This is a genomic window from Pseudolysinimonas sp., assembly GCF_057350545.1.
The window spans coordinates 51,043-77,630 of the sequence record NZ_JBMRCP010000024.1 but is presented as its reverse complement, the minus strand read 5'-3'; the positions used below and the strand labels follow the sequence as shown (position 1 = coordinate 77,630).

Here is a 26,588-nt window from a genome sequence, read left to right as displayed (position 1 = left end):
CGCGGGGTCAGATCGCGCGCCGCTCCGACTCGTCGAGCAGTGCCAGATCGTCGCGCGTGACGAGCCGCGTCGCGACGGCGTGCTCGACGAGCCGCAGGCGTCGATTCGTCGCGAGTTTGCCGCGCCCGCCGCGCAGCCCGGCGACGCCCTCGCGTTCGAGCTTTCCGCAGACCGTGTCGAGCTTCCGTGTGAAGGCCGTGAGCGTCCAGCCGAGTCGCGCCGCGGCATCCGCCGAGCTCGGGATCTCGCCGCGGCCGCTCTCGGTCTGCCGCAGCACGTTCTCGGCGAGTGCGACGACGAGCAGGCGTTGCGAGGGGCTGAGCGGCACCGCGCCGATCGTCTCGTCGCCGCCGACGTCGGCGCGCGGCCCCGGGTCGACCGAGAAGCCGCCCGACGCGTGCAGCGTGAGGTCGTAGCTCGTCGAACCCGCGCCGAACAGCACGTGCAGCCGGTCGAAGACGACGGGGAGCCGCGCGCCGGGGGCGAGCCGGGCGTGCACGCGACCGGTGCCGTCGGTGACCGTCGCGGCGATGCGCGAGCCGACGTTGCTCAGCCACCACATCCCGTTCTCGGCGGAGAGCTCGAGGAACCGGCGGTGCAGGTAGCGGTTGTCGTCGATGACGAGGTCGCCGTCGCGGCCGATCGCGAACACCGTCGCGGGCGGCACCTCGACCCGCTCGCCGGCGAACTCGACGATGAGCGGCGCCGGCACGGCGGCGGGCGGGGTGACGGTCGGGGCGGCCACGGTCAGTCCTCGCGCACCGTGAGCTCGATGCCGCCCCCGAAGTCGATCACGGTGCCGGGCAGCACCGGGGTGGGTTCGTGCCCCCGCAGCTTCTGCGCGGCACGCCCCGGGATGCGCACGACGGTGCCGTTGCGCGAACCGAGGTCGGTGACGACGACGGTGCCGCCTTCGACCGCGATGCGGGCGTGGTTGCGCGAGATGTCGCCGTCGGCGAAGCGCAGCACGCGCGTCGGGATGCCGTCGGGCAGGCCTGGCGCGCGTCCGACGAGCACGGAGTAGTCGATCGGCTGGCGCACGCCGTCGGGCAGCTCGAGGCTCAGCCGCGGACGCGGTTCCGGTTCCGGTTCCGGCGACGGCGCGGGCAACTGTTCCGGAGTTGCGGCCCCCGTCGACGACAGGATGGGCGGCGCGATTCCCGCGGAGCGCTTCGCCCTCAGCTGAGCGATCTCGTCGACGACCACGGTGCTGTCTTCCGCAGCCGTCGCGGGCTCCTCGGTCCGCGGCACCTCGGTGATCTCCTGCCGCGCGTCGAGGAGCGGCGGTGGTCCGGGCACGGCGACCACGGTGTCGTCCTCGGTCGCGACGGGGTGCGGTCGGAGGGCGGGAACGCCGTTCCGCGCGAACGTCCACTCACCGCCCGGCACCGTGAGACGTACGACCGCGACGTCGGTCAGCCGCCGCTCGAACCAGGGCTCCGCACCGAGGCCGGTGAGGGTGTCCGTTCCGATCGCGACCGTCGCCGGGCCGCGCAGCGCGACGTGCACGCCCTCGCCCGTCGCGTCGAGCAGGGCGAACGAGGCACCGTCGGCGACCCCGGAGAGTCGCAGCGCGCCGATCACCTCGGCGACACCCGACCGGGGCGACGCCGCGACCGCGTCGGCGGCCGCGCGGAACTCCGGCGGAAGCGCGAGCACGAGCGTGCCGAGGTCGTAGACGAGCCACGCGCCGGGCGCGTCGGGCACGAATCGGGTGTCCATCGCATCCTTCCTAGCGGAGTCCGGGGTGGACCCGCGGCCGGGCCGCCTCGACGCGCGCGGCGGCCCGAGCCAGCCACGCCCGCGCCGCGCTCAGCCGGTAGCGGCTCAGCAGCCGAGCGCGCGAGCCGACGTGCTGCTCGGCCTCACGCACGAGCTCGTCGGTCTCGGCCCACGCGGCCTCGACGAGGGCGTCATGCACGACCCGGTCGCCGAAGACCGCCTCGTCCGCCCGGACGGCGGCGGCCTCGAGTCCCGAGACCGGCACCTGCGCTGCGAGCACCGACGCCGTGCGCCGCCGGGTCGCGAGCTCGGGCACGGCGAGCCCGAGCTCGGAGTAGCGGTCGACGAGCTCCTCCCACGCGCCCTGTACCGCGAGATGTGGCACGGGCGCGAGCCGACGACGCCGGGCTCGGGACGCCTTGAGCGCCGCGAGCGCCAGCATCGGGCCGAAGAGCAACGCCGACGGGATCAGCACCGCGAGCGCGAGCGCGACGACCCACGCCGGCAACCCGAGGACGTCGTCGCTCGGGTCGTCGTCGGCGATGTCGACGGCCGTCACGAGGTCGTCCTTCTCGCTCGACGCCCGCGGGGGCTGCCGCACCTGGGGCTGGGGTTCCGTCTTCGGCTTCGGATCCTGGTCCTGCGGCACGTCGGTCTGGTCGGGCGTCGGCGAGAACGGCACCCAGCCGACGCCCTCGAAGGCGACCTCGACCCACGCGGTGACGTCGTGACCGGTGACGTCGACGGGGCCGTCGCCGCGCACCTCGGGGGCGAAGCCCAGCACGACCCGCGCCGGGTAGTCCATGCTGCGGGCCATGAGCGCGAACGCCGACGCGTACTGCTCCTCGTCGCCCACCATCGCGTCACGCGTGAACAGCTCGCTCAGCCGGTCGGCGCCGTGACCCGCGACCGACGGTGTGCTGTCCGACGCGGTGCCCCGCGAGAAGTACCCGGTCGACTGGAGCGTGAGCTCGATCGCGCGCAGACGTTCGATCGGGGAGGGGGCATCCCCCGCGAACTCGAGCGCCTTCGCGGCGAGGATGTCGGGGATCACCGTCACCGGGGCGAGCTCGAGGCGCGCGACGGGCACCTCGGAGAGTGCGTCGTCGTCGAGGTCGGTGAGCTGCACGACCGACGTCGAGCGCACGACATCCCCCTCGCGCAGGCCGCCCAGCAGTACGGCGCTTCCCGTCGCGGCGTTGTAGCGCAGACCCTGCAACTCCTCGCGCGACGTGCCGGGCAACTCGAACTCCTCGGCGTAGCCGATCCCGGGCAGCCACACGTCGTCGTAGGCGGCGATCTCGAACGCGACCGACTGCTCGCCCGCCGACGTGACGAGCGGCGGTTCGGGCAGCTCGGGGCCGACGAGGGCGAACGATCCCGACCCGCTCGTCGAGACGCGGGCACCGGCGACCGACCAGACGTGCCCGTCGTAGGCGTCCATCGTGGCGAGCCGGATGCGCTGGCCGGGTTCGAGCCCCGACACCGTGAAGAGCGTCTCGTCGTCGAGCAGCTTCGAGTACTCGCGGAACCCGGCGAGCGGACTCGCGAACTCGAGCGGTTCATACGGCGGTTCGATGCGCTCCCGCAGCACGAAACGGTCGGGCGGTGCGGCCACGGCGGTCCCCGCGACCGCGCCGAGCGCGACCGCCGCGCCGACGGGCACCGCCGTTCCGCCGAGGCGACGCCGCAGCATCCCGCCGCCCCGCGCCTGGACGGCGACCCTGTCGGCCCGCCCGCGCCGCCACCCGAGCCAGACGAGCGCGACCGCCGCGAACAGGATGCCGCGCACCCCCGGGGCGAACGGCTCGCGCGTGCCGAGCAGCACCGACAGCAGGTAGAGCGCGATCGGGCCGACGAGCAGCAGCGCCGCCCGCCACGAGGTGCGCGGGCGCGCGGGCAGCCAGCGGGCGGCGAGCGTCGTGCCGACCAGGCCGACGAGCCACGCCGACACGAACGGCACGACCGTCACGTAGTCGGGCAGGTCGAGGGGGGCGCTCAGGGTCAGGATGTCGGCCCACCCCCAGACGGCACCGACGACGAGGCTCGTGAGGCTCGTGCCCGACGGCAGGAACCCGAGGAGCGCCTGCGACGGCACCGCGAAGGCGCTGCCGAGGAGCGCGTACGCAGCGACCGCGAGGCCGACGGTCGGGAACGGGCCGAGCTTGAGCGCGCGTGCGGCGAGGGCCGCGGCGGAGCCCACCAGGAGTCCCCCGACGCCCGCGAGCAGCCAGCCCAGGTCGTCGAAGCTCGTCGCGAGGCCCACGATCCCGACGAGGGCGAGCGCCGCGTGCACGGCGACGTCGACCCACGCGCGCGGCGTCACGAGAGCTTCCCGAGCAGCTTGGGCAGGTCGGGGAGGCCGCCCACCGTCGCGACCGCGAGGCCGCCCGCGATCGACAGACGGGGGCCGCCGCCGGCCTCCATCCGCAGTCCGATCGTGCGGGTGTCGGCGCCGAACAACGCGTCGACGGCGCGCAGCTCGGCGAGCGGCGTGAGCGACCCGACGACGACGAGCAGCACCGAGGGCGGCGGCATCCGGCGGGTCGCCTCGCGGGCGAACTCGCGCAGCGACGCCCCCGTCGCGGTCGGCTCGATGCGCGACGAGTCGTCGAGCATCGTCACGACGGTCGCCGTGCGCAGTTCCCCGATGCCGCTCGCGAGTCGCACGCGCGTGCCGTCGCGCAGCACCTGCTGGGCGATCGAGGCGAGCACCGAGACGCCGAGCTCGAACTCCTCCTCGGACGCGTAGCCCGACTCGTCCGACGCGTGCAGCAGCACGAGTTGCGAGCGCCGGGTCTCGGTGAACTGCCGCACCATGAGCCGGCCGATGCGCGCCGTCGTACGCCAGTGCACGTTGCGGCGGTCGTCACCCGGCTCGTAGGGTCGCAGCGCGTGGAACGCGAGGTCGCTGTCGGTGAGCGCCGTCGTGACCTCACCCTCGAGGTCGCGCACGAGCCCCGCCGCCGACGGCCGCAGGCGGATCGTCGCGGGATGTACGAAGAGCTCGACCGGGTCGGACCAGCGCACGACGCGGCGCACGAGCCCGAGGGCGTCGCCGCGCACCGATGCCGCGGGACCGGCGACGATGACCGAGCGCCGCGCGGTCGGCACCGCGAAGAGCTCCTCGTGCTCCGCGCCGGCGTCGACGGCCGGGATGCCGAACTCGGCGAGGCCGCGGCCGACCGGCAGCTCGAGCCGCGTCGGCGTCGAGCGGCGCGACCCCGTGTTGACGAGCAGCAGCCGGCCGAAGGCACGCTGGCCGGCGACCACGCGGCGCGGCGTCAGCCCGACCTCGACCCGGAACCGCGCGCGGCCGACCAGGAACGCGAACGCGACGAGCAGCCCGGCCGCGAGGGTGAGCGCGAGGTAGCTGAACTCGGGCCAGCCGAGGAGCGCCCCGGCGAGACCCGACGCGAGGGCGAGGAGCGCGACGATCCACCCGAGCGGGCTCACGACGCCGACGACCGGACGTAAGCCGGCGCCGACCCGCGCGAGGGCGAGTCGGGCGAGGCCGAGCAGGGTCCGGAGCGTCGACACGCGGATCAGGCCGCCCGGCTCGCGGGCGGATGAACGGTCGCGAGGGCGCGCTCGACGATCTGCACGGCCGTGACGCCCGCGAACTCCGCCTCGGGGTCGACGAGGATGCGGTGGGCGAGTACGGGGACGGCGAGATCGGCGACGTCGTCGGGCACGACGTAGGTGCGACCGTCGGAGATCGCCCACGTCCGGATCGAGCGGGCGAGGGCGAGGGCGCCGCGCATGCTCACGCCGAGCGCGACGTCCTTGTCGTCGCGCGTGGCCGTGACGAGGCGGGCGACGTAGTCCATGACGGCCTCGTCGGCGTGCACCTCGCTCGTGAGGGCGGCCATCGACGCGACCGCCGCCCCGTCGATGATCGGGGTGATCTTCGACGCACGCGCCCGGTTGCCGGAGTCCATGAGCAACTCGACCGCGGTCGCGTGGTCGGGATGCCCGAGCGAGGTCTTGATGAGGAACCGGTCGAGCTGCGCCTCGGGCAGCGCATAGGTGCCCGACTGCTCGATGGGGTTCTGCGTCGCGATGACGAGGAACGGCTTGCCGACCGGATGGCCCTCCCCGTCGACCGTGACGACGCCCTCCTCCATGACCTCGAGCAGCGCCGACTGGGTCTTCGGTGAGGCGCGGTTGATCTCGTCGGCCAACACGATCGAGTTCAGGATCGGCCCCGGGTGGAAGACGAAGACGCCCTTCGACTGGTCCCAGATCGACACGCCGGTCACATCGGAGGGCAGCAGGTCGGGCGTGAACTGGATGCGCGAGTGCGTGCTCGTGATCGTGTTGGCGAGCGCCTTCGCGAGCACCGTCTTACCGGTGCCGGGCACGTCCTCGAGCAGCACGTGCCCGTCGGAGAGCAGCGCCGTGAGCACGAGGCGCAGCCTGTCCTTCTTGCCCAGGATGGCCTGGTCCAGATGGTCGACGAGTTGGCCGAACGCGTCGGCGAACCACCTCGCCTGCTCGGGCGTCACGGGCATCCTGGGCTCTTCTCTCTCTCGGGTCGGGTCTCAGCAGGCGGGCGCGTCACCCCACCGGGTGGTGGAGTACGCGGCGCCGTTGACGGTGATCGTGATCTGGGCGTTGAGGTCGTTCGCGGTGTTGCGCGCATGCCAGGAGGCGAGCCGCGCCGTGCCGCTCGCTCCCGCGGCGGTGCCGCTCGAGCCGCCGACGTTCGTGCTGACGGTCGTGTCCGACGTCTGGTTGGCGTAGCGGATGCCGATGTTCCACGAGTCGCCGTACTGCGAGTGGTAGCAGAGCGAATAGCTCGGCGGCTGGATGTTCTGCGGCGTCACGGCGTTCGACGTGCGCGGATCGCCCGTCTGCCCGGCGCTCACGGCTCGCACCTGGATCGAGTACGACGTGCCGAACTGGGCGTCGGTGATCTGGAACGAGGTCGCGGTGCCGACGTCCACCCAGCTCGAGTGGTAGTTGTTCACGAGGATCTCGTAGCGCGTGATGGCTTCGGTCGACGGCGCGGCCGACCACGAGAAGTTCACCACCCGGCTGCCCTGCGGGCCGGGCCACGACGCCGACGCGCCGGCGGGCGGCCCGGGGCGCGGGGTGCCGGAGTTGGTCGACGAGAACGGGACGCTCTCGCCACCCGGGCCGAGCGTGACGATCGCGTACGACGACGCCGTGCCGACCCGTCCCGGCACCGTCGTCGTGGTGACGTTGCCCACCGAGTAGACGGCACCGCCCGGGCTCACCGTGATGCGGTAGCCGTCGATCGCGCGACCGTTGCCCGAGGCGCCGCCCCAGTTCAGCACGACGTTGCCCGAGCCGTCCGCGGAACCGGTCGCGGTCGCCGTCGTCACGGCGCTCGGGGCGCCGAACGGCCGTGCGGCCGCGCTCGGGTCGGAGAGCTCGCCCTGCCCGACGACGTTGGTCGCCCGCACCTGGAAGGTGTACGCCGTGCCGTTCGTGAGCCCCGGGAAGACGTGCGACGCCGCCGACCCCGGGACGGTCACGGGCGAGCCGCCCGACCACGAGATCGTGTACTGCGTGATCGGCTCGCCGTTGGTCGCCGGTGCGTTCCACTGCACGGTGACCTGGCCGTCGCCCTCGACGAACGTCGGCGGCGCGGGCTTCGACGGCACGTCGCGCACCGTGTACAGCAGGCGGCCCTGCACGCGGCGGTCGGGATCGCGCGTCGCGTCCTCGATCGTGTAGACGACGCTCACGACGCCGATGAACGACGGGCCCGGCTGCACGGTGACGTCGCCGTCGGCCGTGAACGAGATCGACGCCTGCGACGCCGCGGCGTTCTCGATCGCCGCGGCCACGACGCGCAGCACCTCGCCCTGGGCCGCGAACGGGTTGTAGTCGTTCGCGAGCACGTTCACGGTGTCGGTCACGCCGCGGCGGCCTTTGGCGGCATCCTCGACGGCCTGCGGGAGAGGGCGCGTCGATCTCACGACCGTGACCCGCACCGACCCCGGCACCTCGAAGTCGCGGTAGCGCACCGTGAAGTCCAGGGTCGTGGTCGTGCCCGCCTGCACCCCGAACGGCGCCGAGACCGTGAGCGAGCCACCCGAGATCGAGCCCGAGATGTCGGCGGTCTGGCCGCCGAGCCCGTCGTAGCGGAAGTCGCCCGCGACGGCGGGGTTCGGATGCGAGGTCGCGGCGCGCAGGTCGACGACCCGCGCCGCGTCGCCCGCCTCGATCGTGACGTTCTGCGTCGCGAACGTCGGCGGCACGTCGGTGAACTCCGGGTCGCCGACGATGACGGCCATCGTGAGGAGCACCGACCGCCCGTCGGGGTCGTCGGCCGTCGCGCCATCGGTCACCCGGAAGGTGATCGAGGCGATGCCGCGGAAGTCCTCCCCCGCCGTGAACCGGATCGTGTCGGCGTCGACACCGCCGGGGCTCCCGTCACCGTGCGTCATCGTCACCGTCGCCGGATCGACGAGGATCGCCGGCCGCTTCGACGGCACGACGAGGATGTCCTCGAGGTTCCAGTCGCGCGACCCGTTCATCTCGACGACCTGCGGCCCGAGGTCGTCGCGCAGCCGCGGGGGCGGCGAGTAGTCGCCCGAGACGGCGGGGGGCACGACGAGGAACGCCGTCGCCGAGAGCCCGTCGTCGGGGTTGGTGACGCGGTAGGCGATCGCGATGCGGCGGTCGCCGGGGTTGACGACGACGGTCTGCGTGTCCGCATCGACCGACGCCGATCCCGCGTGCGCGCCCTCGAGCGAGACGACGAGTTCGTCGGCACGCCCGGCGGGGCTCGCGATGAGACCCTCGAGCGACACCTCGACCGCCTCCTCCCCGGCGACCTCGGCGAGGGGCACATGATGGTCGAGCGCGACGGGGTAGACGGGCGGGGCATCCTCGGTCACGGTGACGAGCAGGAATGCGTCGTCCTCACCGCCGTTCCCGTTCGTGATCGCGTAGCGGATGGTGAACGTGCCTTCGGCCTCCGGCGCTTCGACGACGATCGCGCTCCCCTCGACGCTCGCCTCGATGCCGGGGTCGACTTCGAGCAGCTCGGCGTCGAGCGTGAGTTCGTACCCGCTCGGGTCGGAGTCGTTGGCGACCACGGCGACCGAGGCGGTGCGACCGGGCTCGAGCTCGACGCGGTCGTCGACGGCGTTCGGCGGCGGCACCTCGCCCGGACGCGGGATCACCCCGATCGTGAGGATGCCGACCGCCTGGCTGCCGAACGAGTCCTCGACGACATAGGCGATCGTGTCCGTGCCGCCCGACGACCGGCCGGCCGTGTAGACGATCGTCGTGGGACCGACCGACTCGGGCACACCGAGCACAGGCGAGCGCTCGATGCCGACGATGACCACCGAGTCGCCGTCGGGGTCGATCTCCTCGAGCGGCAGCTCGATCGGGATCGTCGACCCGGCGAAGACGCGTGCCGTCTGGGGCAGCGGTACGGGCGGCTGGTTCGTCTCGGCGTCTTCCGGCACGACGACGAACGTCACGCGCGCCGTCGCGGCCTCGCCGTACTGGTCGGCGACGCGGTAGACGACGCTGTACTCGCCGGGCGTCTGACCGGCCTGGTAGCGCACCCGTCCGCCTCCGACGAACGCGAGCCCGTCGCCCGCCTGATCGGTCTCGACGAGCTCCTCCTGCAGGATGAGCTGCGCCTGGTCGGGATGCTCGTCGTTCGCGAGCACGTCTTTGCTCACGACGTCGCCGACGCGCACGCGCACCCTGTCGTCTTTCGCGAGCGGTGGCTGGCGTGTCACGAGAGGAGGCACGGGCACGATCGTCACGCCGGCGGTCGCCGACGAGACGCCGTCGGAGACCGTGTAGCGGAACTGCGTCTGCCCGGTGAGCGCACCCGACGACGTGATGCGGATGACGGCGTTGCCGAGCGCCTCGACCGTCACACCCGGTGCGATCCCCTCGATGTCGACCGACTGGACGGCGAGCACGCTCCCGTCGGGCGACACGTCGTTGGTGAGCACCTCGACGGTCGTCGGCTCGCCGGCCCGCAGGAACGCCGTGTCCTTCACGGCGATCGGCGGCAGCACGCCCTCGGGGTCGGGCAGCACCTCGACACGCACGATGCCGATGCTCGAGGTCGGGCCGGCCGCGAGGGAGTAGAGGAAGTAGAAGCTGCCCGCCGCGGGGGCCTGGAACGTCACGGTGCCGCGGTCGAGGTTCGGCGCGACGATCGCATCCGTCGGCACGTCGTCGACACCGAGCAGCGTGAGGGCCGCGCCGTTCGGGGCGAGGTCGTTGGCGAGCGGCTCGAGCGCGATCGACTCGCCGACGAACGCCGTCGCGAAGTCGGGGATGCCGATCGGCGCGAGCGACCCGCGCGGCTCGACGCTCACCGTGAGCACACCCGTCGTCGTCAGGGTGCCATCGGTGACGGCGACGGCGATGTCCTTGTCGCCCGGCTCCCCCGACCGGTGCTCGAAGGTGACCACGCCATCCGGGGTGAAACGCACGACATCGCTGGATGCCGGCGTCGCGTCGACGAGGTACAGGTCGTCGCCGTCCGGGTCGAGGAAGTCGGCGAGCACGTTGTATTCGATCGATCCGCCCGACTCGACGCTCACGAGCGTCTCGCGCCGTGCGACCGGAGCGGTCTCGACGTCATCGGGCACGACGCGGAGGGTCACGATCGCTTCCGCCACCCCGCCCGGCCGGCCGTCGTCGACGGTGTAGCGCAGGGTGGCGCCCGTCGACCCGAGGGCGGGCGTGAACTGCAGGGCGCGTCCACCGTCGATGAGGTCGACGAGGCCCACCGACTCGGGCACGTCGCTCAGCCTCGGGATCGTGAGCACGTCGCCGTCGGGGTCGGTGTCGTTGTCGAGCACCGGGAGGATCGTCGTGCGGCCCTCGCGCACGCCGAAGTCGTCGTCGCGCGCGACCGGCGGACGGTTCACCTCGGTGCGCTCGGCGAGGGTGTCCTCGAACGACTGAGTGCTCGCCTTCTCGTCGCCCTCCTCGGCCTCCTGCTCCTCGGGCGGGGTGACCTCATCCCAGTTGGCGACGAGTCGCATCTCGTCGTCGAGCAGCCAGACGTTGCCGGTGTCGAGGTCGTTGAGCGCGACCACCGAGCCGTTGACGCGGAACTTGAGCCGCGAGCCCTGCGTGCGCTGCGCGATGTCGTGCGGCTCGGGCTCGGCGCCGTCGCAGGCGAGCAGGTAGCGCTGCGCGCCGCCCCACGCGCCGTGCGCGCAGCCGTCGACGAACACAGGAGCGCTCACTCCGCGTGCGTTCGCGACCGGACTCGACAGGTCGGCCGGCACCTCACGCACGGCTCCGCCGTCGCTCACGAAGAGCAGCGAGTCGGCGGTGGCGAGCACGACCTCGTCGTTCGCCGCGCCCGTCTGCTGCAGCCGGTAGGCGGCATCCGGCAGGTCGACGACCGAGCCGTCGTCCCGCACGAGGCGGTTGGCGTCCTCGTCGAGCAGCACGAGGCGGTCGCCGACGGCGGCGAGCTGGGCGGCGTCGGGCACGGCGAGAGCGCGCTCCACCGGGCGGGCCCCCGGGCCGGGGATGCGCACCGCGACCTGTCGCTCGGCGCTCGTCGCGAGCACGACACCGTCGCGGGTGACCGTCACGAGCGCGCCCCGACCGAGTTCGGCCGCCGGGGTGGACGTCGGATCGAAGACGAGGGTGTTCGCGGCGTCGAGCGCCCACAGGTCGCCGTCGGGCGCGAGGATCGCAAGGGTGCCGCCGCCGAGTGCGACGCTCGCGCCGGCAGGCACCTCCGCGGGTTCGACGAGCGTCGTGTACGCGGGGTCGATGCGCGACAGCGAGCCGAGATCGGGGTCGACGAGGAAGACGTCCTCGCCGTCCTGCACGACATCGAGGGCGGGCGACTGGGCGCTCACCGAACCGGTGAGCTCCTCGATCTGCCGGTTGAGGCGGCCGCCGAGCAGCGCGTCGCCGTTCGTGACCCAGACCTCGCGCGCCGCGAGGTCGACATCGCTGACCGGGAATCCCTCGTGCAGCACCGCGAACGTGACGGGCACTCCCGCGAGAAGCGCGATCCCGAGCACCGACGCGATCGGCTTGCGCCTGCGTGAGATGGACCCGACGATCCCCATGCGTCGTACCTTCGGTTCGCCCTGCCGAATCGGAGGATTCAACGTAGCACGGGGCTCCGGCGTCCCCCAAAGTGCTTCCCCGGGTTACGTCTCGGTGCAGATGGAGAGGCGCTTCGGAAAGCCGCCTTCCGTTTTCAGGACTTTCTGTGACCGACGTCGACCAGAGTGGCTGGGGCGGCGACATCCCTCACTCCGGCACCGGATCCTCCTGAAAACGGAAAGCCACCCACGCCGACGGTGCGGTGCTCCGACCGGTCAGCCGGTGCAGATCGCGAGGGGTTCGGACGTGCGGCCGGCGCGGCCGATCTCGACGTTGATGCACACCCGACTGCCCGGCACGATGTCGTCGACGGTGACCGCGGGCTCCCGCACGGCGGCTCGGTCGTCGGGGGTCTCGGAGCGCGCCCAGTAGTAGAGGTCGCCGTCGCGCGGGTCGGGGTGGGTCCAGCTGAACTCGACCGAGGTGCCGTCGACGCTCGGCAGCGCCTGGCCGTCGACGGCCGCCGGGATGCGGTCGGCACCGACCGCCGATCCACCCGTCGCGGACGGGCTGGGCTGCCCTCCCGGCCGGTCGAGCGCTCCTCCGGTGAGCACGATCGCGAGCGTGACGGCCGACACGACGAGGAGCGACAGCACGCCGACCAGGATGCCGACGAGGCGCGTGCGCGACGGACCCGCGGGCGCGACGGGCGCGGCGTTCGGGGAGGGCTCGGGAGCGGCCAGGGGCTCGGGAGCCGCGGTCAGCCGCGGCGGGAGGTCGGGTTGCACCGCGGGGATCGCCCGCACCCGTGTCTCGGCATCGTCGCCGTCGACGGCGGCCGCGGCGGGGGCGATCGCGGCGGCGATCTCGAGGGAGGTCGCGGCGAGACCGAGCTCGAGCTCGACACGTTGGAGTGCGCGCCCGAGGTCGAGCGCCGTCGGCCAGCGGTCCTCGCGGCGCGTCGCCATCCCCCGCTCGAGCACCTGCACGAGCGCCCGCGGCACGTCGGTGCGATCGAGGGGAGTGATCTGCCCCCTGTCGATGCGGGCCATGAGGTCGACCGCCGCGTTCGGGCCGCCCGGCACCTCGAAGGGCGTGCGTCCGGCGAGCACCGTGTACAGGGTCGCGGCGAGCGAGAAGACATCCGATCGCACGTCGTGCTCGGGCACGTCGAGGAACATCTCCGGCGGCGACCACGGCACCGAGAGCCCGATCGATCCGCCGGTCGACGCTTCGGGGTCGGAGCCGTCGCCGTCGCGACCGGACGGTGCCGCGTCGGCCGCGGCGGCGATCCCGAAGTCGGTGAGCGCGGGCCAGCCGTAATCGTTGGTGAGCACGTTGCCGGGCTTGATGTCGCGATGCAGGATGCCCGCGCGGTGCGCCGTCTCGACCGCCGAGGCGAGCCGCACCCCCGTGCGCAGCGCCTCGTCGACGGCGAGCGGCCGCTGCTTGTATCGCTCCGCGAGGGTGGGCTGCGAGCAGTACTCCATGACGAGGTAGGGGCGACGGTCGGCGGAGATGCCGGCGTCGTGGATCGTCACGATGTACGGATGCGTCGACAGGCGCGCCATGAGGTTCGCCTCGCTCGTGAACGACGCGAGCCCGGCCGGCCCGAGATCGGTGAGCAGCACCTTCACGGCGACCTCACGACGCGGCAGCAGCTGCTCGTAGAGGTGCACGTCGGAGAATCCGCCGCGGCCGAGGGCCCGCACGTAGCGGTACCCGTCCAGCTCGGGCGGGGTCGACGGGGTGCGCGTCACCCTTCGGACTCTAACGAGTGGGACGCGCCCTCGGTGCTACTCCTGCCCGTGCTCCTCGAGGTGCTCCTGCATCTCGTGCACGGGCCCCTTCGGCTCGACGCCGCGCGCGCGGTCGATGCGCAGCTTGATGAGGCTCGCCACGACCGCGACCGCCATCGCACCCACGATCACGCCCAGCGATACGAAAGTGTCGATCTCGGGCGCCCACTCGACGTGCTGCCCGCCGTTGATGAACGGCAGCTCGTTCTCGTGGAGGGCGTGGAAGAACAGCTTCACGCCGATGAAGGCGAGGATGAACGCGATGCCGAACTTGAGGTAGATCAGCTTGTCGACGAGGTCGCCCAGCAGGAAGTACAGCTGCCGCAGCCCCATGAGTGCGAAGACGTTCGCCGTGAAGACGAGGAACGGCTCCTGCGTGATGCCGAAGATGGCGGGGATCGAGTCGAGCGCGAAGACGAGGTCGGTCGTGCCGAGCGCGATGAGCACGACGATGACGGGCGTGAACACGCGGCGGCCGTCGATCGTCGTGCGCAGCTTGGCGCCCTCGAAGCGCTCCGTGATCGGGATGCGCCGGCGCAGGAAGCCGATCAGCTTGTTCTCGGTCTCGGCCTCGTCGTCGTGGCTCGTGAACGCCTGGTTGGCGGCCGTGTAGAGCAGGAACAGGCCGAAGATGTAGAACACCCAGCTCCACTGCTCGATCACGACGGCGCCGATGACGATGAAGATGCCGCGGAAGAGCAGCGCCAGGATGATGCCCACCATGAGCAGCTCCTGCTGGTACTTCCGGGGTACCGAGAACCTCGCCATGATGATGATGAAGACGAACAGGTTGTCGATCGAGAGGCTGTACTCGGTCAGCCAGCCCGCGACGAACTGGCCCGAATGCTCGGGGCCGTCGAACCACAGCAGCAGCCCCGCGAAGACGAGAGCCAGCGCGACGTAGAAGGTGATCCACATCGCCGACTCGCGCGTCGAGGGGATGTGCGGGCGTCGGAACGCCCAGAAGATGTCGAAGCCGAGGATCAGCGCGAGGCCGACGTACGTGCCGATCTCGAACCAGAGCGGGATGGAGAGTTCCACGGGAGCCTTTCGGGGCAGGTTGACGGGCCGAACGTCTCTCCCGCGCGGCGCGTCGGGTCCGAGGACCGTGGTGCGCTGCGATCACGACCGGGGCTGCAGCGCTGGAACCCGTGATGACGACCGTGACGAGGTGGGATACTCCCCTTCGCTGCGAGAAGTCTAGAGGGTTCCGAGCACGTGCAGCAGGTTCAGCACGCCGGGCCCGAGCACGACGATGAACAGCACCGGCAGGATGCTGAACATGAGCGGGAAGAGGATCTTCACCGGCACCTTCATCGCCTTCTCCTCCGCCCGCTGCCGGCGCTTGAGCCGCAGCTCCTTCGCCTGCGTGCGTACGACGTGCGCGACGGAGACGCCGTACTGGTCGGCCTGCATGATGGCCCGCGCGAAGCGACGCAGGTCGGCGACATCGGTGCGGGCGGAGAGCGCGAGCCACGCCTCCTTGCGTGAGAAACCGACGCGCATGTCCTGGATGGTGCGGGTGAGCTCCTCGGCGAGCGGGCCGTCGCCGAACCGGCCGGCGCGGGCGACCGCGGTCTCGAGCCCGAGGCCGGCTTCGATCGCGATCGTCACCTGGTCGAGGGCGTCCGGGAGTTCGCGCTGGATGCGATCCTGCCGCTCGCGAGCGCGCGACGCGACCACGGCATCCGGCCCGAGGTAGGCGACGACGAGCGCGACGAGCGCGACCACGACGCGCCACGGCGCCGGGTCGGCGGCGACGAACACCGTGCCCAGACCGAGCGCCGCGATCGTCGCGACGAGCTTCGCGTGCAGCACGCGATGCACGCTCCACGCCGGGAGCAGGCTGGCGAGCTGGAGCGACCGGTCGAGACGCTCGAGTGCGCGCGCAGTGACGAGGAAGCGCAACGGCGACGCGGCATCGGGGGCGGCACCCGCGGCTCCGTCGGGCGACGGCACACGGTCGGCCACCGGCACCCGGGCGGGCAGCACGGCGTAGACGGCGAACGGGATGGCGACCGCGAGCAGCGCGGCGGCGACGAGCGGGAGGGTGGTCACGGCGGGCCTCCTAGAAGTCGACTCGGACGACGGCTCGCAGCCAGACGACGCCGATCCCGAACAGCACGAGGGAGCCGGCGATGAGAGCCCAGCCGAGCGGGGTGGTGAGGAACACCGTGAGATAGCCGGGCGAGATCACGGCGAGCACGAGCGCGATGAGCACCGGCAGGGCGATGAGGATGTTGGCCGAGATGCGTCCCTCGGCGCTCAGCGTCGCCACCTGGCGGCGTACCTGTCCGCGTTCGCGGATCGTCTCGCCGACGTGGTCGAGCACCTCGGAGAGGTTGCCGCCGACCTCGCGGTGGATGGCGACCGCCTGCGCGACCCAGGCGAGGTCGTCGCTCGTCATCCGCTCGGCGGAGAGGCCGATCGCCTCACCGAGGTCGCGCCCCAGACGGTGCTGGTTGAGGATACGCGCGAACTCCTCCGCGGTCGGCGACTCGGCCTCCTGTGCGACGGCGTCCATCGCGCGCGGCAGGCTGTGCCCGGCGCGGAGCCCGCTCGCGATGAGCGAGAGCGAGTCGTCGAGCTGGTCGGCGAACGCGCCGCGGCGCTTCGTGATCCGACGCTCGAGCAGCAGCCGCGCGCCGAGCACGACGAAGACGACGAGCACGACGGGGAGCACCACGGCGAGCGCCGACGGTCGCAGCACGGCGACGGCGACTCCGGCGAGGAGCGCGACGGCTCCCGCGACGACGACCCGCAACGTGTAACCGGACGCCGTCGAGCGGATGCCCGCGAGCTCGAGCCGATCCTCGAGGTCGGCGCGGCGGGCACCGTCGCCGAGGAGGCGGTCGGCGATCCCCGCCGCCGACGGCGTGCTCCGCGGCAGCAGCACGACGGCGGCGACGATCGCGAGCGCCGCGAACACCGCGGCCAGCCCGACAGCGAGCAGGGGCGTCATCTCAGTACCCGCCCTCGCGGTCGAAGACCCGGCGATCGAGCGGGATGCCGAGCTCCTCGAGCCGCTCGGTGAAACGCGGGCGCAGGCCCGTCGGCTTCACGGTGCCGCGGAACCGACCCGTGTCGTCGACGCCCGCGGCGAAGTCGAACGCGAAGACGTCCTGCATCGTGACGGTGTCGCCCTCCATGCCGACCACCTCGGTCACCTGCGTGACCCGACGGGTGCCGTCGCGCAGCCGCGTGATGTGGATGATGAGGTCGACCGCGGAGGCGATCTGCTCACGCACGGCGCGCAGCGGGAGGTCCATACCCGCCATGAGGGTGAGCGTCTCGAGCCGCGCGATCGCGTCGCGCGGCGCGTTGGCGTGCACCGTCGAGAGCGAGCCGTCGTGCCCCGTGTTCATCGCCTGGAGCATGTCGAGCGCCTCGCCGCCGCGGCACTCCCCGACGACGATGCGGTCGGGACGCATCCGGAGGGCGTTGCGCACGAGGTCGCGGATGGTGACCTCCCCGCGCCCCTCGATGTTCGGCGGTCGCGACTCGAGCCGCACGACGTGCTCCTGCTGCAGCTGCAGCTCGACGGCATCCTCGATCGTCACGACTCGATCGTCGGCGGGGATGTACGACGACAGAACGTTGAGCAGCGTCGTCTTGCCCGTGCCGGTGCCGCCGGAGACGACGATGTTGAGCCGTCCCTGCACGCACGCGTAGAGCACCTCCCCCAACTCCGCGCTGAGGGTGCCCAGCTCCACGAGGTCGCGCGTCTGGAACGGGTCGGCCGCGAACTTCCTGATGGTCAGGGCCGACCCGTTCACCGCCAGCGGCGGGATGATCGCGTTGACGCGCGATCCATCGGGGAGGCGGGCATCGACGAGGGGAGAGGACTCGTCGATGCGCCGCCCGACTCGGGAGACGATGCGCTCGATGACGCGGCGCAGTCGCTCCTCGGAACGGAAGGAGAGCCCGGTGCGCTGCAGGCGGCCGTGACGCTCCACGTAGATGTGGTCGGGTCCGTTGACCATGACCTCGGTGACGGTGAGGTCGTCGAGCAGACGCTGCAGCGGGCCGAGCCCGAGCGCGTCGTCGGCGACATCCTCGATCAGGTCGCGGCGCTCGTCCTCACCGAGCGAGCCCCCGCGTTCGCCGATGATGATCGCGAGCTCCTGTCGGGCCGACGCGAGCAGCTGTTCCTCGCTCAGCGACGAATCGGTGAGTCGCGCACCCATCCGGTCGTAGAGCTGCTCGACCGCGAGGTCCTTGAGCTCGTCGAGGGCGGTCGCGGGCGTGAGCGGCACGACGGGGGCGTGCACGGCGTCGAGGGTCTCAGCGAGCTCCACCTCGGCCGGCACATAAGTCTGAGGGGACCGGCGGAACCGGTTGGCATCGAGTCGTTCCGAGAGGCTCATGAGACCTTCCTCCGCGTGTTCTCATCCCGCCACTCGCGACGGGTGAGGCCTTGTTCGACGTGCTTCGCGAGGTCGCGGAGGGCACGGGACGCCGGGTCGCGCGGGGCGCCCAGCGTCACGGGGATGCCGGCGTTGCCACCGCGGAGGACGGCTCGGCTGCGCGGCACGACGACGTCGATCGGCGCGCCGATGATGGTCGCGGCCTCGTCGGGGTCGAGCCCGATCTTGCGCTCGAGGCCGTTGAGCACGAGGGGCGCCGACACCGGCAGGAGCTGCAGCTCGCGCAGCACCTCGAGGGCGGACCGCACGCCGCGCACACTCGTCAGGTCGGGTCCGGCGACGACCACGAGCGACGACGCCTGCTCCACGGCGGCGAGGGCGAGGTCGCCGAGGCCGGGCGTCGTGTCGACGACGACGTAGCGGAACCGCGCGGCGAGCTGCCGCAGGAGGTGTCCGACACGTTTCGGGTCGACGTGGTCTGCGCCCGCCGGACTCGTCGGCGCGGGGAGCACGAAGAAGCCGTCGGCGTGCTCGTGCAGGAAGGTGCCGAGCACGAACTCGTCGCGTGCCGCCGCCTTGCTCATGGCATCCACCGTCGAGTGTCGCGGCGAGATGCCGAGCTGCGCGGCGACGTCGCCGAACTGCAGGTCGAGGTCGACGATCGCGACCTGGCTCGGCTCGGTCTCGGCGAGCGCGACCGCGAGGTTGACCGCGACCGTCGTCTTGCCGACTCCGCCCTTCGGACTCGCGACGACGAGGATCCGCCCGGGCGCACGCCCCGGGACCGCACGTCGCACGTCGGCGACGCCGCGCACGCGCGCGACGCGCTCGCGGGCCGAGTCGAAGAGCGCGTCGAGGTGCTCGAGCTCGGGATCGTGGTCGAGGAACTCGGTGATCCCGGCGGCCTTCGCCGCGGGGATGATCTCGGGGTCGTCACTCACGAGCGCGAGCACGTCGGCGAGGTCACGGAGGGCGCCGCCGAGGCTCAGCGAGAGCCTGGTCGGCATCATCGGACCGAAGACGATGAGCTCGGGGCGACGGTCGAGCCAGATGATCCTCGTCACGAGCACGTCGCTCGAGGCGGGCGCGAGCGTGACGATCTCGTCGCCGAGCAGCACGCGGGCCTGGTGCTCGAGCAGGGAATCCGCCCCGATGAGCACGACGCGGCTCACGAGCCCTGTCCCTGCAGCGAGAGCCAGACCTGGCCGTACTCCGCCGCCTCGACGAGGGCGCGGGCCTGGTCGGCGGTGAGGGCGAACGTGACGAGCACGTCGCCGTCGGTGCTCGTGCCCTGATCGTCGGCGGCGACGGTCGAGGCGAGCGCCGTCACGAGCACCCCGTCGAGCAGGAGCGCGGTGCCCCCGTCGCGGCTGCTCCACACGCCGACCGAACTGCCGGGCAGGATCGCCCCGCCGGCCACACGTTCGAGCTCGAGCGCGAGCGACACCTCCTGGGTGCCGTCGGGTGCTGCGACCCGGCCGCCCACGGCGACGAGGTCCTCGGGCGCACCCCACCGCGCGGCGATCATCTGCTCGCCCGGCTCGAGCCCGACGAGCGAGACGAGTCCGGCGAGGAGGTCGCGGTCGCCGACGGCTCCGTCGGCGAGGTACGAGACCGGGATCTCGCGCTCCTCGATACGGTCGCCGACCTGCTCGCCCCGGGTTCCCGCGGGGATCGGAGCGACCACGACGAGCACCGTCTCGGTTCGGGTGCCGGCGAGGGCGCTCTGCGACGCCCCCTGGACGGCGAACACGAGGGCCGCGGCCCCGGCGATCGCGAGCACGGCCGCCACGACGACGGCGATGATGCGGGTTCTCATCGGTTGTTCCTTCTCTCCCCTGAAACGGATGGTGCGATCACTCGACGAGCTGGACGCCCACGAGCAGCTGTGCGGCCTCGACGGAGTCGACGTAGCCGACGAAGGTGCCCTCGAGCGCCTGGCACCCGGTGACGGGCGTCGTGGCGTTCAGCAGCAGCTCGAGGACCGGACGCAGGAGGTTGAGCACCCCGAGCGAGTCGAGGAGCTGCTGCAGGTCTCGGGCGATCATGCCGTCGGAGTCTTTGCACAGCGTCGTGTCACTGCCCGCCACCGTGCTCAGGCCGAGAAGCCCGCTCATCGAGTAGCCGGTGACATCGAAGACGGCGTAGCGGTCGATCGTGCCGATCCCGAGCACATCGTCGAAGACGAGTTGCTCGAGTCCGCTGTCGAACACCGGCATGACGACCCGCTGCGGGTTGATCGGGGACGGGTTCCACCCGCGGAGGGCGTTCGCGCAGGAGGTCGGTGCGATCTTCGAGATCGTCGACGCGACCGTCGTGAGCAGGTTGGGGTCGTACTCGCAGCTGCCGGCGGTCGCCCCGAGGATCGGGTCGCTGCTCGTGATCCAGCCGCCCGACACGATGCCCACCGTGCCGTTGAGGCTGCTGAGCAGGTTCTCCGACGAGAGCAGTCCGCAGCTGGTGCCGAGCAGGCTCGAGACCGCGTTCGACACGGCGAGCGAGACCTGGAGCACCGTCTCCTCCCCCTCGCCGGGGAAGTTGCAGGCGGCCAGCGCGAGCGGCAGGGGGACGACATCCTGCTCCCACCTCGCGGTGGCGGCGGCGCGCAGGGCGGTGCTGTCGGCCCCGGCGAGGCTGCCGAAGAATCCGTCCTGCGTGCTCGCGAGGGTCACCCGCACGGTGTCGGCGGTCGGGAACTCGACGATCTCGACGTCGGCGAGTCGATCGTTGACGTTGGCGACCGCGAAGTCGCCCGCGGTCGCGACGGCGTCAGCGGCCACCGCCGGCGCGCAGCCGAGCGGCGACGTGCCCGCGTGCTCGAAGCACTCCTGGGCGATCGCGAGCGCGGCGGCATCGGCGGCATCCTGAAGCTGCGCCTTGCGCGCCTGCATCGCGCCGACGTCGACGACGAGGGCGGCGCTCACGAGCAGCGCCGTCATGAGCAGCACGACCATGACGCTCGTCGCGCCGAGCTCCTCGCGGCGCAGTCGAGCGAACGCCCCGCCGCCGATCATCCCTGGCACCGCCTCGTCGCGAGACCCGTCAGCTCGAGCGTCGCGCCGAACAGCCCGGTGAGGAACGGCCGGTCGTACACGACCGTCACGGTGACGTCGGAGCCGGCCGCGCACGTCGCGGGCGACACGGTGACGTCGAGAGCCTCGGCGCCGGCGACGACGACCGCCTCCACGGCCGCGGCTTCGGCATCCGCGGGGTCTCCCCCGACCGCCATCTCGCGCGCGCCCTCTCGGGCCGCCCCCGTCACCATCAGCTGGGCGTTGTACACCCCGCCGAACTCGATCACCCCGAAGAGGATGAGCACCAGGATGGGCAGGACGAGCGCGAACTCCACCGCAGCGGCGCCGCGCTCACTCCCCCACCCGCGTCGCGTGAACACGACACGGATCCGCTCGTCGACGCCGGTTACGGCGTCTGCGCGTCCTCGAGCTCGCCCTGGATGACGCCGAACATGTCCTGCAGCGCGCCGCTCATGAGCACGACGGCGCCGATGATGGCGACCGCGATGAGACCGACGATGAGGCCGTACTCGACGGCCGTGGCGCCCCTCTCCTCGCGGACGAGGCGGGATTGGATGACGGCTCCGATGCGAGCCGACGCAGAATTGAACACGGTTTCTCTCCCCAAAGTGTCTTGCCTGATCCGGGCACTCGGGCGACGGATGGCGTTGGGGTGGTTGGGTCCCGACTCCGTCGTCCGGTGTTCCGTGACGCCAGGGTAGGGTCACCCGTGCGTCACCCGCAGGCCCCAGAAAAGGGGCGACTCGTCCGCGTCATACTCGGCCGCTTCTGGAGTCTCTTCAGGGCCGCCGATAGTGTCGATCGCATGAGCGAGACCGACGACATCCGCGCCGCCGCCCGCGCCCGCCTCAAGGCGCGCAACGACTTCCACATCATGCTCGTGATCTTCGGCGTGATCATCCTGCTGCTGCTCGCGATCTGGCTGTTCTCGACGGGCCTGCCCTCGAACTTCACCGCCTACTTCTGGCCGGTCTGGCCGATCATCGGCATGACGATCGCCGCCGTGTTCGTCGGGCTCGACGCGTACGGGGTGACCCGTCGCTACATCACCGAGGCGGATGTCGACGCCGAGATCGCGCGGATGCACGCCCGCCGAAACCCGAGCGAGCCGCCCGCGGCCTAGAGGTCGCCGATCGCGAGCTTCTCGCCGAGCGGGCGGCTCGCCGCGACCACCTCGTCGAGCAGCTCCTGGTCGCCGACGCGGTGCGGGTCGAGCCACTCGTCGTAGAGGTCGCGCGGCACGATGAGCGGCATCCTGTCGTGGATCGACGCGATGTGCGGCGACGCGGGCTGGGTGACGATCGTGTACGAGAGCATCCAGTCGTCGTCGACCTTCGTGATGTTCCAGAGCCCGGCGAAGGCGAACAGGTCGCCGCCGAAGCCGAAGCGGTGGCCCTTCTCGTAGTACTCGGTGGCCGGCACGAGGCCGCGGCGGCTCTTCAGCGGGCCGCTCCACGCGCCCGACCCGACGAGCCCCTCGACGCGCGCGTTGATGGCCGGGAACTTCGCCGGCTCGCCGCGCACCCAGAGCTTCCACCACGCGAGGTCGACGGTGCGCAGCGTCGCGTCGTCTTTGGTGCGCTCCCGCACGATCGGGTTGAGGTTGCGCCGGTGCACCCCCGTCGGCTTCACCGGCTCGTCGCGGAACTCCTCGAGCCAGTTCGCGAGGTCGGCCGACGATGCCTTGTCGTCGATCACGGCGAAGCCGTAGTGGATGTCGTCGGGCCTCACCTGCAACCCGTAGCTCGCGCACATGCCGCCACCCTACGAGAGACGGGTGTCACCCTCGACCGGCTCGGGCTCAGGGGAGGCGGGTCGCGCGGCGAGGGTGCGGAGCCGGTGCCGCTCGCGGTGATCGCGCAGCCAGGCATCCGGATCGGCGACCCAGCGGTCGATGGACCACTCGGTCGTCATCGCCGCGAGACCGTTCGCGGAGGCGCGCGACTCACGCGGCAGGTCGGCGAAGCCCGCGCGCGAGGCGGCGACCTCTTCGAGCAGTTCGAGCGCGCCGTGCTCCCGGTCGACCCCGAGCCGGTGTTCGAGGCTCGAGCGCAGCGACGCGGCCGTCTCGCCACGAGCAGCCTCCCGCCCAGTGACCGCCTCGATGCCGAGGAGCTCCGAGTAGCGGCGCACTCGCGCGCCGTAATCTGCGCGTTCCCCCCGGCGTCCCGCGATCACCCGGTCGTCGCGGAAACTCGACAGCACCCCGAGCGCGCGCCACGCGATGAGCAGCGCCGCGACCGCCACCGCGACCGTGACGACGGCGAGCACGATCGCCGCGATCGCCGGCCACGGATCGGGCTGCACCGCCTCGACGACCGTCGGCTCGGGGGTCTCCAGACGCGACAGTTCATCGCGAATGCCCTCGAGTGCGTCGAGGAGCCGCTCGATGAAGTTCCGGAAATCGTCGCCGCCCATACCAGCCAAGCTAGGTAATGTCCCACCCCGCGGCGAGCCGGTTGACGGTGTCACCGGGTGACGGATACGGTGCGGATCGGGGTACAACAGAAACTCGGCCCATGCCACAGCACGTCATCACTCGACGGTTCCGGTCCCGCGCCCGGATCATCACCGTCGGCGCCTTGAGCGCCGGGGTCGTCGTCATACTCGGCGGCGCGATCGCGATCGCCGCGAGTGGAGGACCGCGCGACGGCATCCTCGTGGCCTACCTCGTGGCCGCGCTCGCGATCCTGGGGCTCATCGTCAGCTTCGCCGTCATCACCGCGCGGCACTCCGTCACCATGCGAGCCGTCGCGCTGCGGCATCCCGACGACGTCGTCTTCCTGGCTCGCCGACTGCCGCCCGTGGTGTCCGACCTGCCCGCCTTCATCCGCTCCAAGGGGCTCGACGTGCAGATCGGCGACGGCTGGTACACGGCGCTCGCCGATCGGCGCGGAGTCGCCGTCTTCTCCCCGGGGCGCGACCCGAAGGAGCTGCTGCTGATGGACTGGGCGGAGATCGGCGACATCACGATGGTGCGCACCGCCACGGTCGGCGGGGACTCCCGCTGGAGTGTCACCGTCGACGTGAAGCCCTACGACGTGCCGCTCACCGCCGACCTGGGCAGCGCGGCGGGGATCGTCACGATGGCTCTCGACGCTGCGGATACCGCCTCGGTGCTGCGGGCGATCGAGGCGCGTCGGCCCTGAGCCCTGTCGCGACGACGGGCCGCCCCGATCAGCCGAACAGCGCCTCGAGGCCCGCGATGGGGTCGTACCACCCCGCGTCGAGGATCCAGGTCTGCAGCTGCTTGTCGAACCCGACGATGATCGCGACTCCGACGAGGAGGAAGAGCACACCGATCACCCGGCGGAACCACCCGCGCGGATCCGCGAGCCAGCCCAGCCGCCGCACGAGGGCGCGGCCGAGCAGGGCGACGAGCAGCAGCATGGCCGCGAGGCCGACCGCGTACGCCACGATGTAGAGCACCCCCTCCGCGAGCGACACCGGCAGCACCGTCACGAGGATGAGTGCGTACGTCGGGCTGCAGCTGGAGAAGACAGGTCCGAGCGCGGCGCCGGTCAGGATGTCGCCGACGACGCTCTGGCGGGCCACCGAGTCGTCGAGGAGTTTCCCGCTGCGCGCCTGCAGTCCGAGCCGTGACGACAGGCGGTCCCAGAGCACGGGGAAGAGCAGGTCGATCCCGAGCAGGATGATGATGCCGCCCGAGATGATCTGCCACACCTGGGGCGGGATGCCGAGCAGCGCCGTCGTCGCCTTGAGCAACAGGGTGAAGACCACGACGCTGACGGCGAGCGATGCGGCGATGACGTACGGCCGCCAGCGGGCCCGGCGTTCGTCGCCGTTCGTGACCATCCCGCCGCCGACGACGACGGGCAGCAGCGGCAGCACACACGGCGCCGCGACGGTGAGCACCCCGGCGACGAGGCTCAGCAGCAGAGAGGCGGTCACCCGCGGCTCACGGCATCGCCGCGAGAAGGGAGGCGATCGACGGGTCGTCGTAGAGCACCGAACTCGAGATCGCCTCGCCGCGATCGTCGACGAACACGACCGTCGTCTGCAGCGTCACGCCGTACCGCTGGCGCAGGTCGGTGCGGCTGTCGTAGTCGACCTTGAAGACCGTGAGCCCGTCGGGCGCGCCCTCGGCGACCAGCTGTTCGTCGAGCTGGCGGCACTGCGGGCACCAGCTCGCGTGGAAGAACAGCACCTTGGGTCCCGCGGTCGCCTCGATCGCGCCGTCGGTGTAGTCGAGGTAGGCACCCGTCGAGGAGGCCGACGCGTCAGGCGTCTGCGGGGTGGATGCCGACGGGGCCGGGTCGACGGCGTCCGTCGTCGGCGCAGTGTTCGGCGCAGCCGCGCAGCCTGCCATCAGCAGCGTCACGGCGAGCACTCCTGCGGTGGCCAGGGATCGTGGCGTCATCGCGGACCGTCCGTTCTGCGGGCGCGCCCCGCTCCATCGTCCACGGTAGCCGCGCGACGGTGAACGGGGGCCGAGAATGCGGAAAGCCCTGGCGGACCAGGGCTCTCGGTTGGTGACCCCAGCGGGATTCGAACCCGCGTTACCGCCGTGAGAGGGCGGCGTACTAGGCCACTATACGATGGGGCCGTCACGACAACCGTATGAGTATGCCACACCTCTCGGGTGGTCGTGAAATCGGTGGTCGAGTGGGCCGAGGGCCGTGTCGAGACCCGCGCGTCAGGGCTTCGGGGCCAGGAACCGCAGTGCTCCCGGCACGACCTCGACGTCGATCGGCAGCGGCGAGATACGCTCCCCGTCGCCGTACGCGACGATCCCGTCGGCCTCGATCCGCACCTTCTTCGCGCGCTCGATCCGCACCTTCTGATGCCCGACGTGCTCACCCTTGAAGACGCGCGGGAAGATGCGCAGGAAGTTGACGCGCGAGAGCGGCTGCACGATGAGCACGTCGAACAGCCCGTCGTCGAGCATCGCGTCGGGCGTGATCTTCATCCCTCCGCCGAGCGACACCGAGTTGCCGAGCGCGACGAGCACGGCGGCCGTCTCGACCGGCTTCCCGTCGAGCGTGAGTTTGTAGTGGATGGGCTTCAGGCGCGTGAGCTCGGCGAGCAGGGCGATGATGTAGCGGCTCGGCCCCTTCGGATGCCGCATCGCGTTCGCGCGCTCGTTGACGATCGCGTCGAAGCCGGCGCTCAAGGCGCATGCGAACCAGCGCTCCCCGACGGCGCCGGTCACGGCATCCACCCAGCTGATGCGGCCCGCGTCGATCGTGCGTGGTCCGGCGGCGAGCGCGGCGTCGAGGGTGCGGATCGCCGCCTCGGTGTCGTCGTGCGGGATGCCCAGGCCGCGCGCCATGTCGTTGCCCGTGCCCGAGGGGATGAGTCCGAGCGGCACCTTCGTGCCCGCGACGAGGTTGGTGCCGAGGTTCACCATGCCGTCGCCGCCGACGACGACGAGGGCGTCGGGGCGCTTCTTCAGGGCGGCACGCGCGGACGTGAGGAGAGACGCGAAGTCGGGCTCGGTGAGCGACGTCACCTCGTGCCCCATCGCCCGCAGCGTCTGCACGACCGCCGGCCCGACATCCCGGCTGGCGCCGAACGACGCCGACGGGTTGATGGCGACGACGATCTTCTTCGGGCGCGACGTCGCGGGCATGGGCCCGAGTGTAGGGCCTCGAAAGTGTCGCTTG

Annotated in this window: 23 protein-coding genes and 1 tRNA gene; 2 read left to right on the top strand and 22 right to left on the bottom strand. The window is 71.9% G+C overall.

The genetic code is table 11. From position 1 onward, the window contains the following. Window positions 1-7 precede the first annotated feature (7 nt). The 16 genes from ACO1X9_RS03175 to ACO1X9_RS03100 all read right to left on the bottom strand — a co-directional run bounded on the left by ACO1X9_RS03175 (window position 8) and on the right by ACO1X9_RS03100 (window position 21,553). Window positions 8-745, bottom strand: coding sequence for an FHA domain-containing protein (locus ACO1X9_RS03175; protein WP_486349376.1), 738 nt, complete (start codon window positions 743-745; stop codon window positions 8-10). Window positions 746-747: 2 nt separating this feature from the next. Beyond that, complete coding sequence (locus tag ACO1X9_RS03170; protein WP_486349375.1) at window positions 748-1,722, bottom strand: FHA domain-containing protein; 975 nt, start codon at window positions 1,720-1,722, stop codon at window positions 748-750. Between the two features lie 10 nt (window positions 1,723-1,732). After that, window positions 1,733-4,048, bottom strand: coding sequence for a transglutaminase TgpA family protein (locus tag ACO1X9_RS03165; protein ID WP_486349374.1), 2,316 nt, complete (start codon window positions 4,046-4,048; stop codon window positions 1,733-1,735). Next, window positions 4,045-5,262: a DUF58 domain-containing protein gene (locus ACO1X9_RS03160; RefSeq protein ID WP_486349373.1), complete on the bottom strand. Its 1,218-nt coding sequence runs from the start codon at window positions 5,260-5,262 to the stop codon at window positions 4,045-4,047. Before ACO1X9_RS03160 ends, ACO1X9_RS03165 begins: the two co-directional genes overlap by 4 nt. Before the next feature lie 5 nt (window positions 5,263-5,267). Then, window positions 5,268-6,236, bottom strand: a complete 969-nt coding sequence (locus ACO1X9_RS03155; protein WP_486349372.1) for an AAA family ATPase — start codon at window positions 6,234-6,236, stop codon at window positions 5,268-5,270. A 30-nt stretch (window positions 6,237-6,266) separates the two neighbouring features. Then, window positions 6,267-11,780: an Ig-like domain-containing protein gene (locus ACO1X9_RS03150; RefSeq protein ID WP_486349371.1), complete on the bottom strand. Its 5,514-nt coding sequence runs from the start codon at window positions 11,778-11,780 to the stop codon at window positions 6,267-6,269. Between the two features lie 255 nt (window positions 11,781-12,035). Next, the gene (locus ACO1X9_RS03145; protein WP_486349370.1) at window positions 12,036-13,520 is read right to left on the bottom strand and encodes a serine/threonine-protein kinase; all 1,485 of its coding nucleotides are present in this window, start codon (window positions 13,518-13,520) and stop codon (window positions 12,036-12,038) included. A gap of 36 nt (window positions 13,521-13,556) precedes the next feature. Beyond that, window positions 13,557-14,600, bottom strand: coding sequence for a TerC family protein (locus tag ACO1X9_RS03140; RefSeq protein ID WP_486349369.1), 1,044 nt, complete (start codon window positions 14,598-14,600; stop codon window positions 13,557-13,559). A gap of 159 nt (window positions 14,601-14,759) precedes the next feature. Beyond that, complete coding sequence (locus tag ACO1X9_RS03135) at window positions 14,760-15,617, bottom strand: type II secretion system F family protein (protein ID WP_486349368.1); 858 nt, start codon at window positions 15,615-15,617, stop codon at window positions 14,760-14,762. A 10-nt stretch (window positions 15,618-15,627) separates the two neighbouring features. Beyond that, window positions 15,628-16,521, bottom strand: coding sequence for a type II secretion system F family protein (locus tag ACO1X9_RS03130; RefSeq protein ID WP_486349367.1), 894 nt, complete (start codon window positions 16,519-16,521; stop codon window positions 15,628-15,630). A 1-nt stretch (window position 16,522) separates the two neighbouring features. Beyond that, window positions 16,523-17,926: a TadA family conjugal transfer-associated ATPase gene (locus tag ACO1X9_RS03125; protein ID WP_486349366.1), complete on the bottom strand. Its 1,404-nt coding sequence runs from the start codon at window positions 17,924-17,926 to the stop codon at window positions 16,523-16,525. Further along, entirely contained in the window at window positions 17,923-19,098 is a 1,176-nt protein-coding gene (locus tag ACO1X9_RS03120; RefSeq protein ID WP_486349365.1) for a CpaE/TadZ family protein, read from the bottom strand. The genes ACO1X9_RS03125 and ACO1X9_RS03120 overlap by 4 nt, the downstream gene beginning before the upstream one ends. Then, on the bottom strand, window positions 19,095-19,745 hold the full coding sequence (cpaB, locus tag ACO1X9_RS03115; protein ID WP_486349364.1) for a Flp pilus assembly protein CpaB: 651 nt from the start codon (window positions 19,743-19,745) through the stop codon (window positions 19,095-19,097). Before cpaB ends, ACO1X9_RS03120 begins: the two co-directional genes overlap by 4 nt. Window positions 19,746-19,782: 37 nt before the next feature. Then, window positions 19,783-20,940, bottom strand: coding sequence for a pilus assembly protein TadG-related protein (locus tag ACO1X9_RS03110; RefSeq protein WP_486349395.1), 1,158 nt, complete (start codon window positions 20,938-20,940; stop codon window positions 19,783-19,785). Further along, the gene (locus ACO1X9_RS03105) at window positions 20,937-21,320 is read right to left on the bottom strand and encodes a TadE/TadG family type IV pilus assembly protein (protein ID WP_486349363.1); all 384 of its coding nucleotides are present in this window, start codon (window positions 21,318-21,320) and stop codon (window positions 20,937-20,939) included. Before ACO1X9_RS03105 ends, ACO1X9_RS03110 begins: the two co-directional genes overlap by 4 nt. Window positions 21,321-21,346: 26 nt before the next feature. Beyond that, entirely contained in the window at window positions 21,347-21,553 is a 207-nt protein-coding gene (locus ACO1X9_RS03100; RefSeq protein ID WP_486349362.1) for a Flp family type IVb pilin, read from the bottom strand. 213 nt (window positions 21,554-21,766) lie between these two features. Between ACO1X9_RS03100 and ACO1X9_RS03095 the strand changes: the two genes are divergently transcribed. Next, window positions 21,767-22,084, top strand: coding sequence for a 2TM domain-containing protein (locus ACO1X9_RS03095; RefSeq protein WP_486349361.1), 318 nt, complete (start codon window positions 21,767-21,769; stop codon window positions 22,082-22,084). Here ACO1X9_RS03095 and ACO1X9_RS03090 read toward each other — a convergent pair. Together ACO1X9_RS03090 and ACO1X9_RS03085 are read right to left on the bottom strand one after the other, a co-directional pair. After that, window positions 22,081-22,716 (bottom strand): SOS response-associated peptidase family protein, encoded by a 636-nt coding sequence (locus ACO1X9_RS03090; RefSeq protein WP_486349360.1) that lies wholly within the window; start codon window positions 22,714-22,716, stop codon window positions 22,081-22,083. The two genes, ACO1X9_RS03095 and ACO1X9_RS03090, sit on opposite strands and share 4 nt — an antisense overlap. Window positions 22,717-22,725: 9 nt before the next feature. After that, on the bottom strand, window positions 22,726-23,379 hold the full coding sequence (locus ACO1X9_RS03085; RefSeq protein WP_486349359.1) for a hypothetical protein: 654 nt from the start codon (window positions 23,377-23,379) through the stop codon (window positions 22,726-22,728). 101 nt (window positions 23,380-23,480) lie between these two features. Between ACO1X9_RS03085 and ACO1X9_RS03080 the strand changes: the two genes are divergently transcribed. Further along, window positions 23,481-24,110 carry a hypothetical protein gene (locus ACO1X9_RS03080; RefSeq protein WP_486349358.1) on the top strand — a complete coding sequence of 210 codons (630 nt, stop codon included), beginning with the start codon at window positions 23,481-23,483 and terminating at the stop codon, window positions 24,108-24,110. 28 nt (window positions 24,111-24,138) lie between these two features. Here the strand turns inward: ACO1X9_RS03080 and ACO1X9_RS03075 are convergent, their stop codons facing one another. The 4 genes from ACO1X9_RS03075 to ACO1X9_RS03060 all read right to left on the bottom strand — a co-directional run bounded on the left by ACO1X9_RS03075 (window position 24,139) and on the right by ACO1X9_RS03060 (window position 26,554). Next, window positions 24,139-24,873 carry a cytochrome c biogenesis protein CcdA gene (locus ACO1X9_RS03075; protein WP_486349357.1) on the bottom strand — a complete coding sequence of 245 codons (735 nt, stop codon included), beginning with the start codon at window positions 24,871-24,873 and terminating at the stop codon, window positions 24,139-24,141. 7 nt (window positions 24,874-24,880) lie between these two features. Further along, window positions 24,881-25,342, bottom strand: coding sequence for a thioredoxin family protein (locus ACO1X9_RS03070; RefSeq protein ID WP_486349356.1), 462 nt, complete (start codon window positions 25,340-25,342; stop codon window positions 24,881-24,883). Between the two features lie 110 nt (window positions 25,343-25,452). Next, window positions 25,453-25,528: transfer RNA gene (locus tag ACO1X9_RS03065), tRNA-Glu, on the bottom strand. Between the two features lie 90 nt (window positions 25,529-25,618). Further along, on the bottom strand, window positions 25,619-26,554 hold the full coding sequence (locus ACO1X9_RS03060; protein WP_486349355.1) for a diacylglycerol/lipid kinase family protein: 936 nt from the start codon (window positions 26,552-26,554) through the stop codon (window positions 25,619-25,621). Between the last annotated feature and the right edge of the window lie 34 nt (window positions 26,555-26,588).

Bases quoted from the DNA above. Each gene is read 5' to 3' on its own strand.
- ACO1X9_RS03085 (WP_486349359.1), bottom strand. From the start codon at position 23,379: ATGGGCGGCGACGATTTCCGGAACTTCATCGAGCGGCTCCTCGACGCA.
- ACO1X9_RS03125 (WP_486349366.1), bottom strand. From the start codon at position 17,926: ATGAGCCTCTCGGAACGACTCGATGCCAACCGGTTCCGCCGGTCCCCT.
- ACO1X9_RS03095 (WP_486349361.1), top strand. From the start codon at position 21,767: ATGAGCGAGACCGACGACATCCGCGCCGCCGCCCGCGCCCGCCTCAAG.
- ACO1X9_RS03060 (WP_486349355.1), bottom strand. From the start codon at position 26,554: ATGCCCGCGACGTCGCGCCCGAAGAAGATCGTCGTCGCCATCAACCCG.
- ACO1X9_RS03110 (WP_486349395.1), bottom strand. From the start codon at position 20,940: ATGATCGGCGGCGGGGCGTTCGCTCGACTGCGCCGCGAGGAGCTCGGC.
- cpaB (WP_486349364.1), bottom strand. From the start codon at position 19,745: ATGAGAACCCGCATCATCGCCGTCGTCGTGGCGGCCGTGCTCGCGATC.
- ACO1X9_RS03070 (WP_486349356.1), bottom strand. From the start codon at position 25,342: ATGACGCCACGATCCCTGGCCACCGCAGGAGTGCTCGCCGTGACGCTG.
- ACO1X9_RS03155 (WP_486349372.1), bottom strand. From the start codon at position 6,236: ATGCCCGTGACGCCCGAGCAGGCGAGGTGGTTCGCCGACGCGTTCGGC.
- ACO1X9_RS03170 (WP_486349375.1), bottom strand. From the start codon at position 1,722: ATGGACACCCGATTCGTGCCCGACGCGCCCGGCGCGTGGCTCGTCTAC.
- ACO1X9_RS03080 (WP_486349358.1), top strand. From the start codon at position 23,481: ATGCCACAGCACGTCATCACTCGACGGTTCCGGTCCCGCGCCCGGATC.
- ACO1X9_RS03130 (WP_486349367.1), bottom strand. From the start codon at position 16,521: ATGACGCCCCTGCTCGCTGTCGGGCTGGCCGCGGTGTTCGCGGCGCTC.
- ACO1X9_RS03150 (WP_486349371.1), bottom strand. From the start codon at position 11,780: ATGGGGATCGTCGGGTCCATCTCACGCAGGCGCAAGCCGATCGCGTCG.
- ACO1X9_RS03090 (WP_486349360.1), bottom strand. From the start codon at position 22,716: ATGTGCGCGAGCTACGGGTTGCAGGTGAGGCCCGACGACATCCACTAC.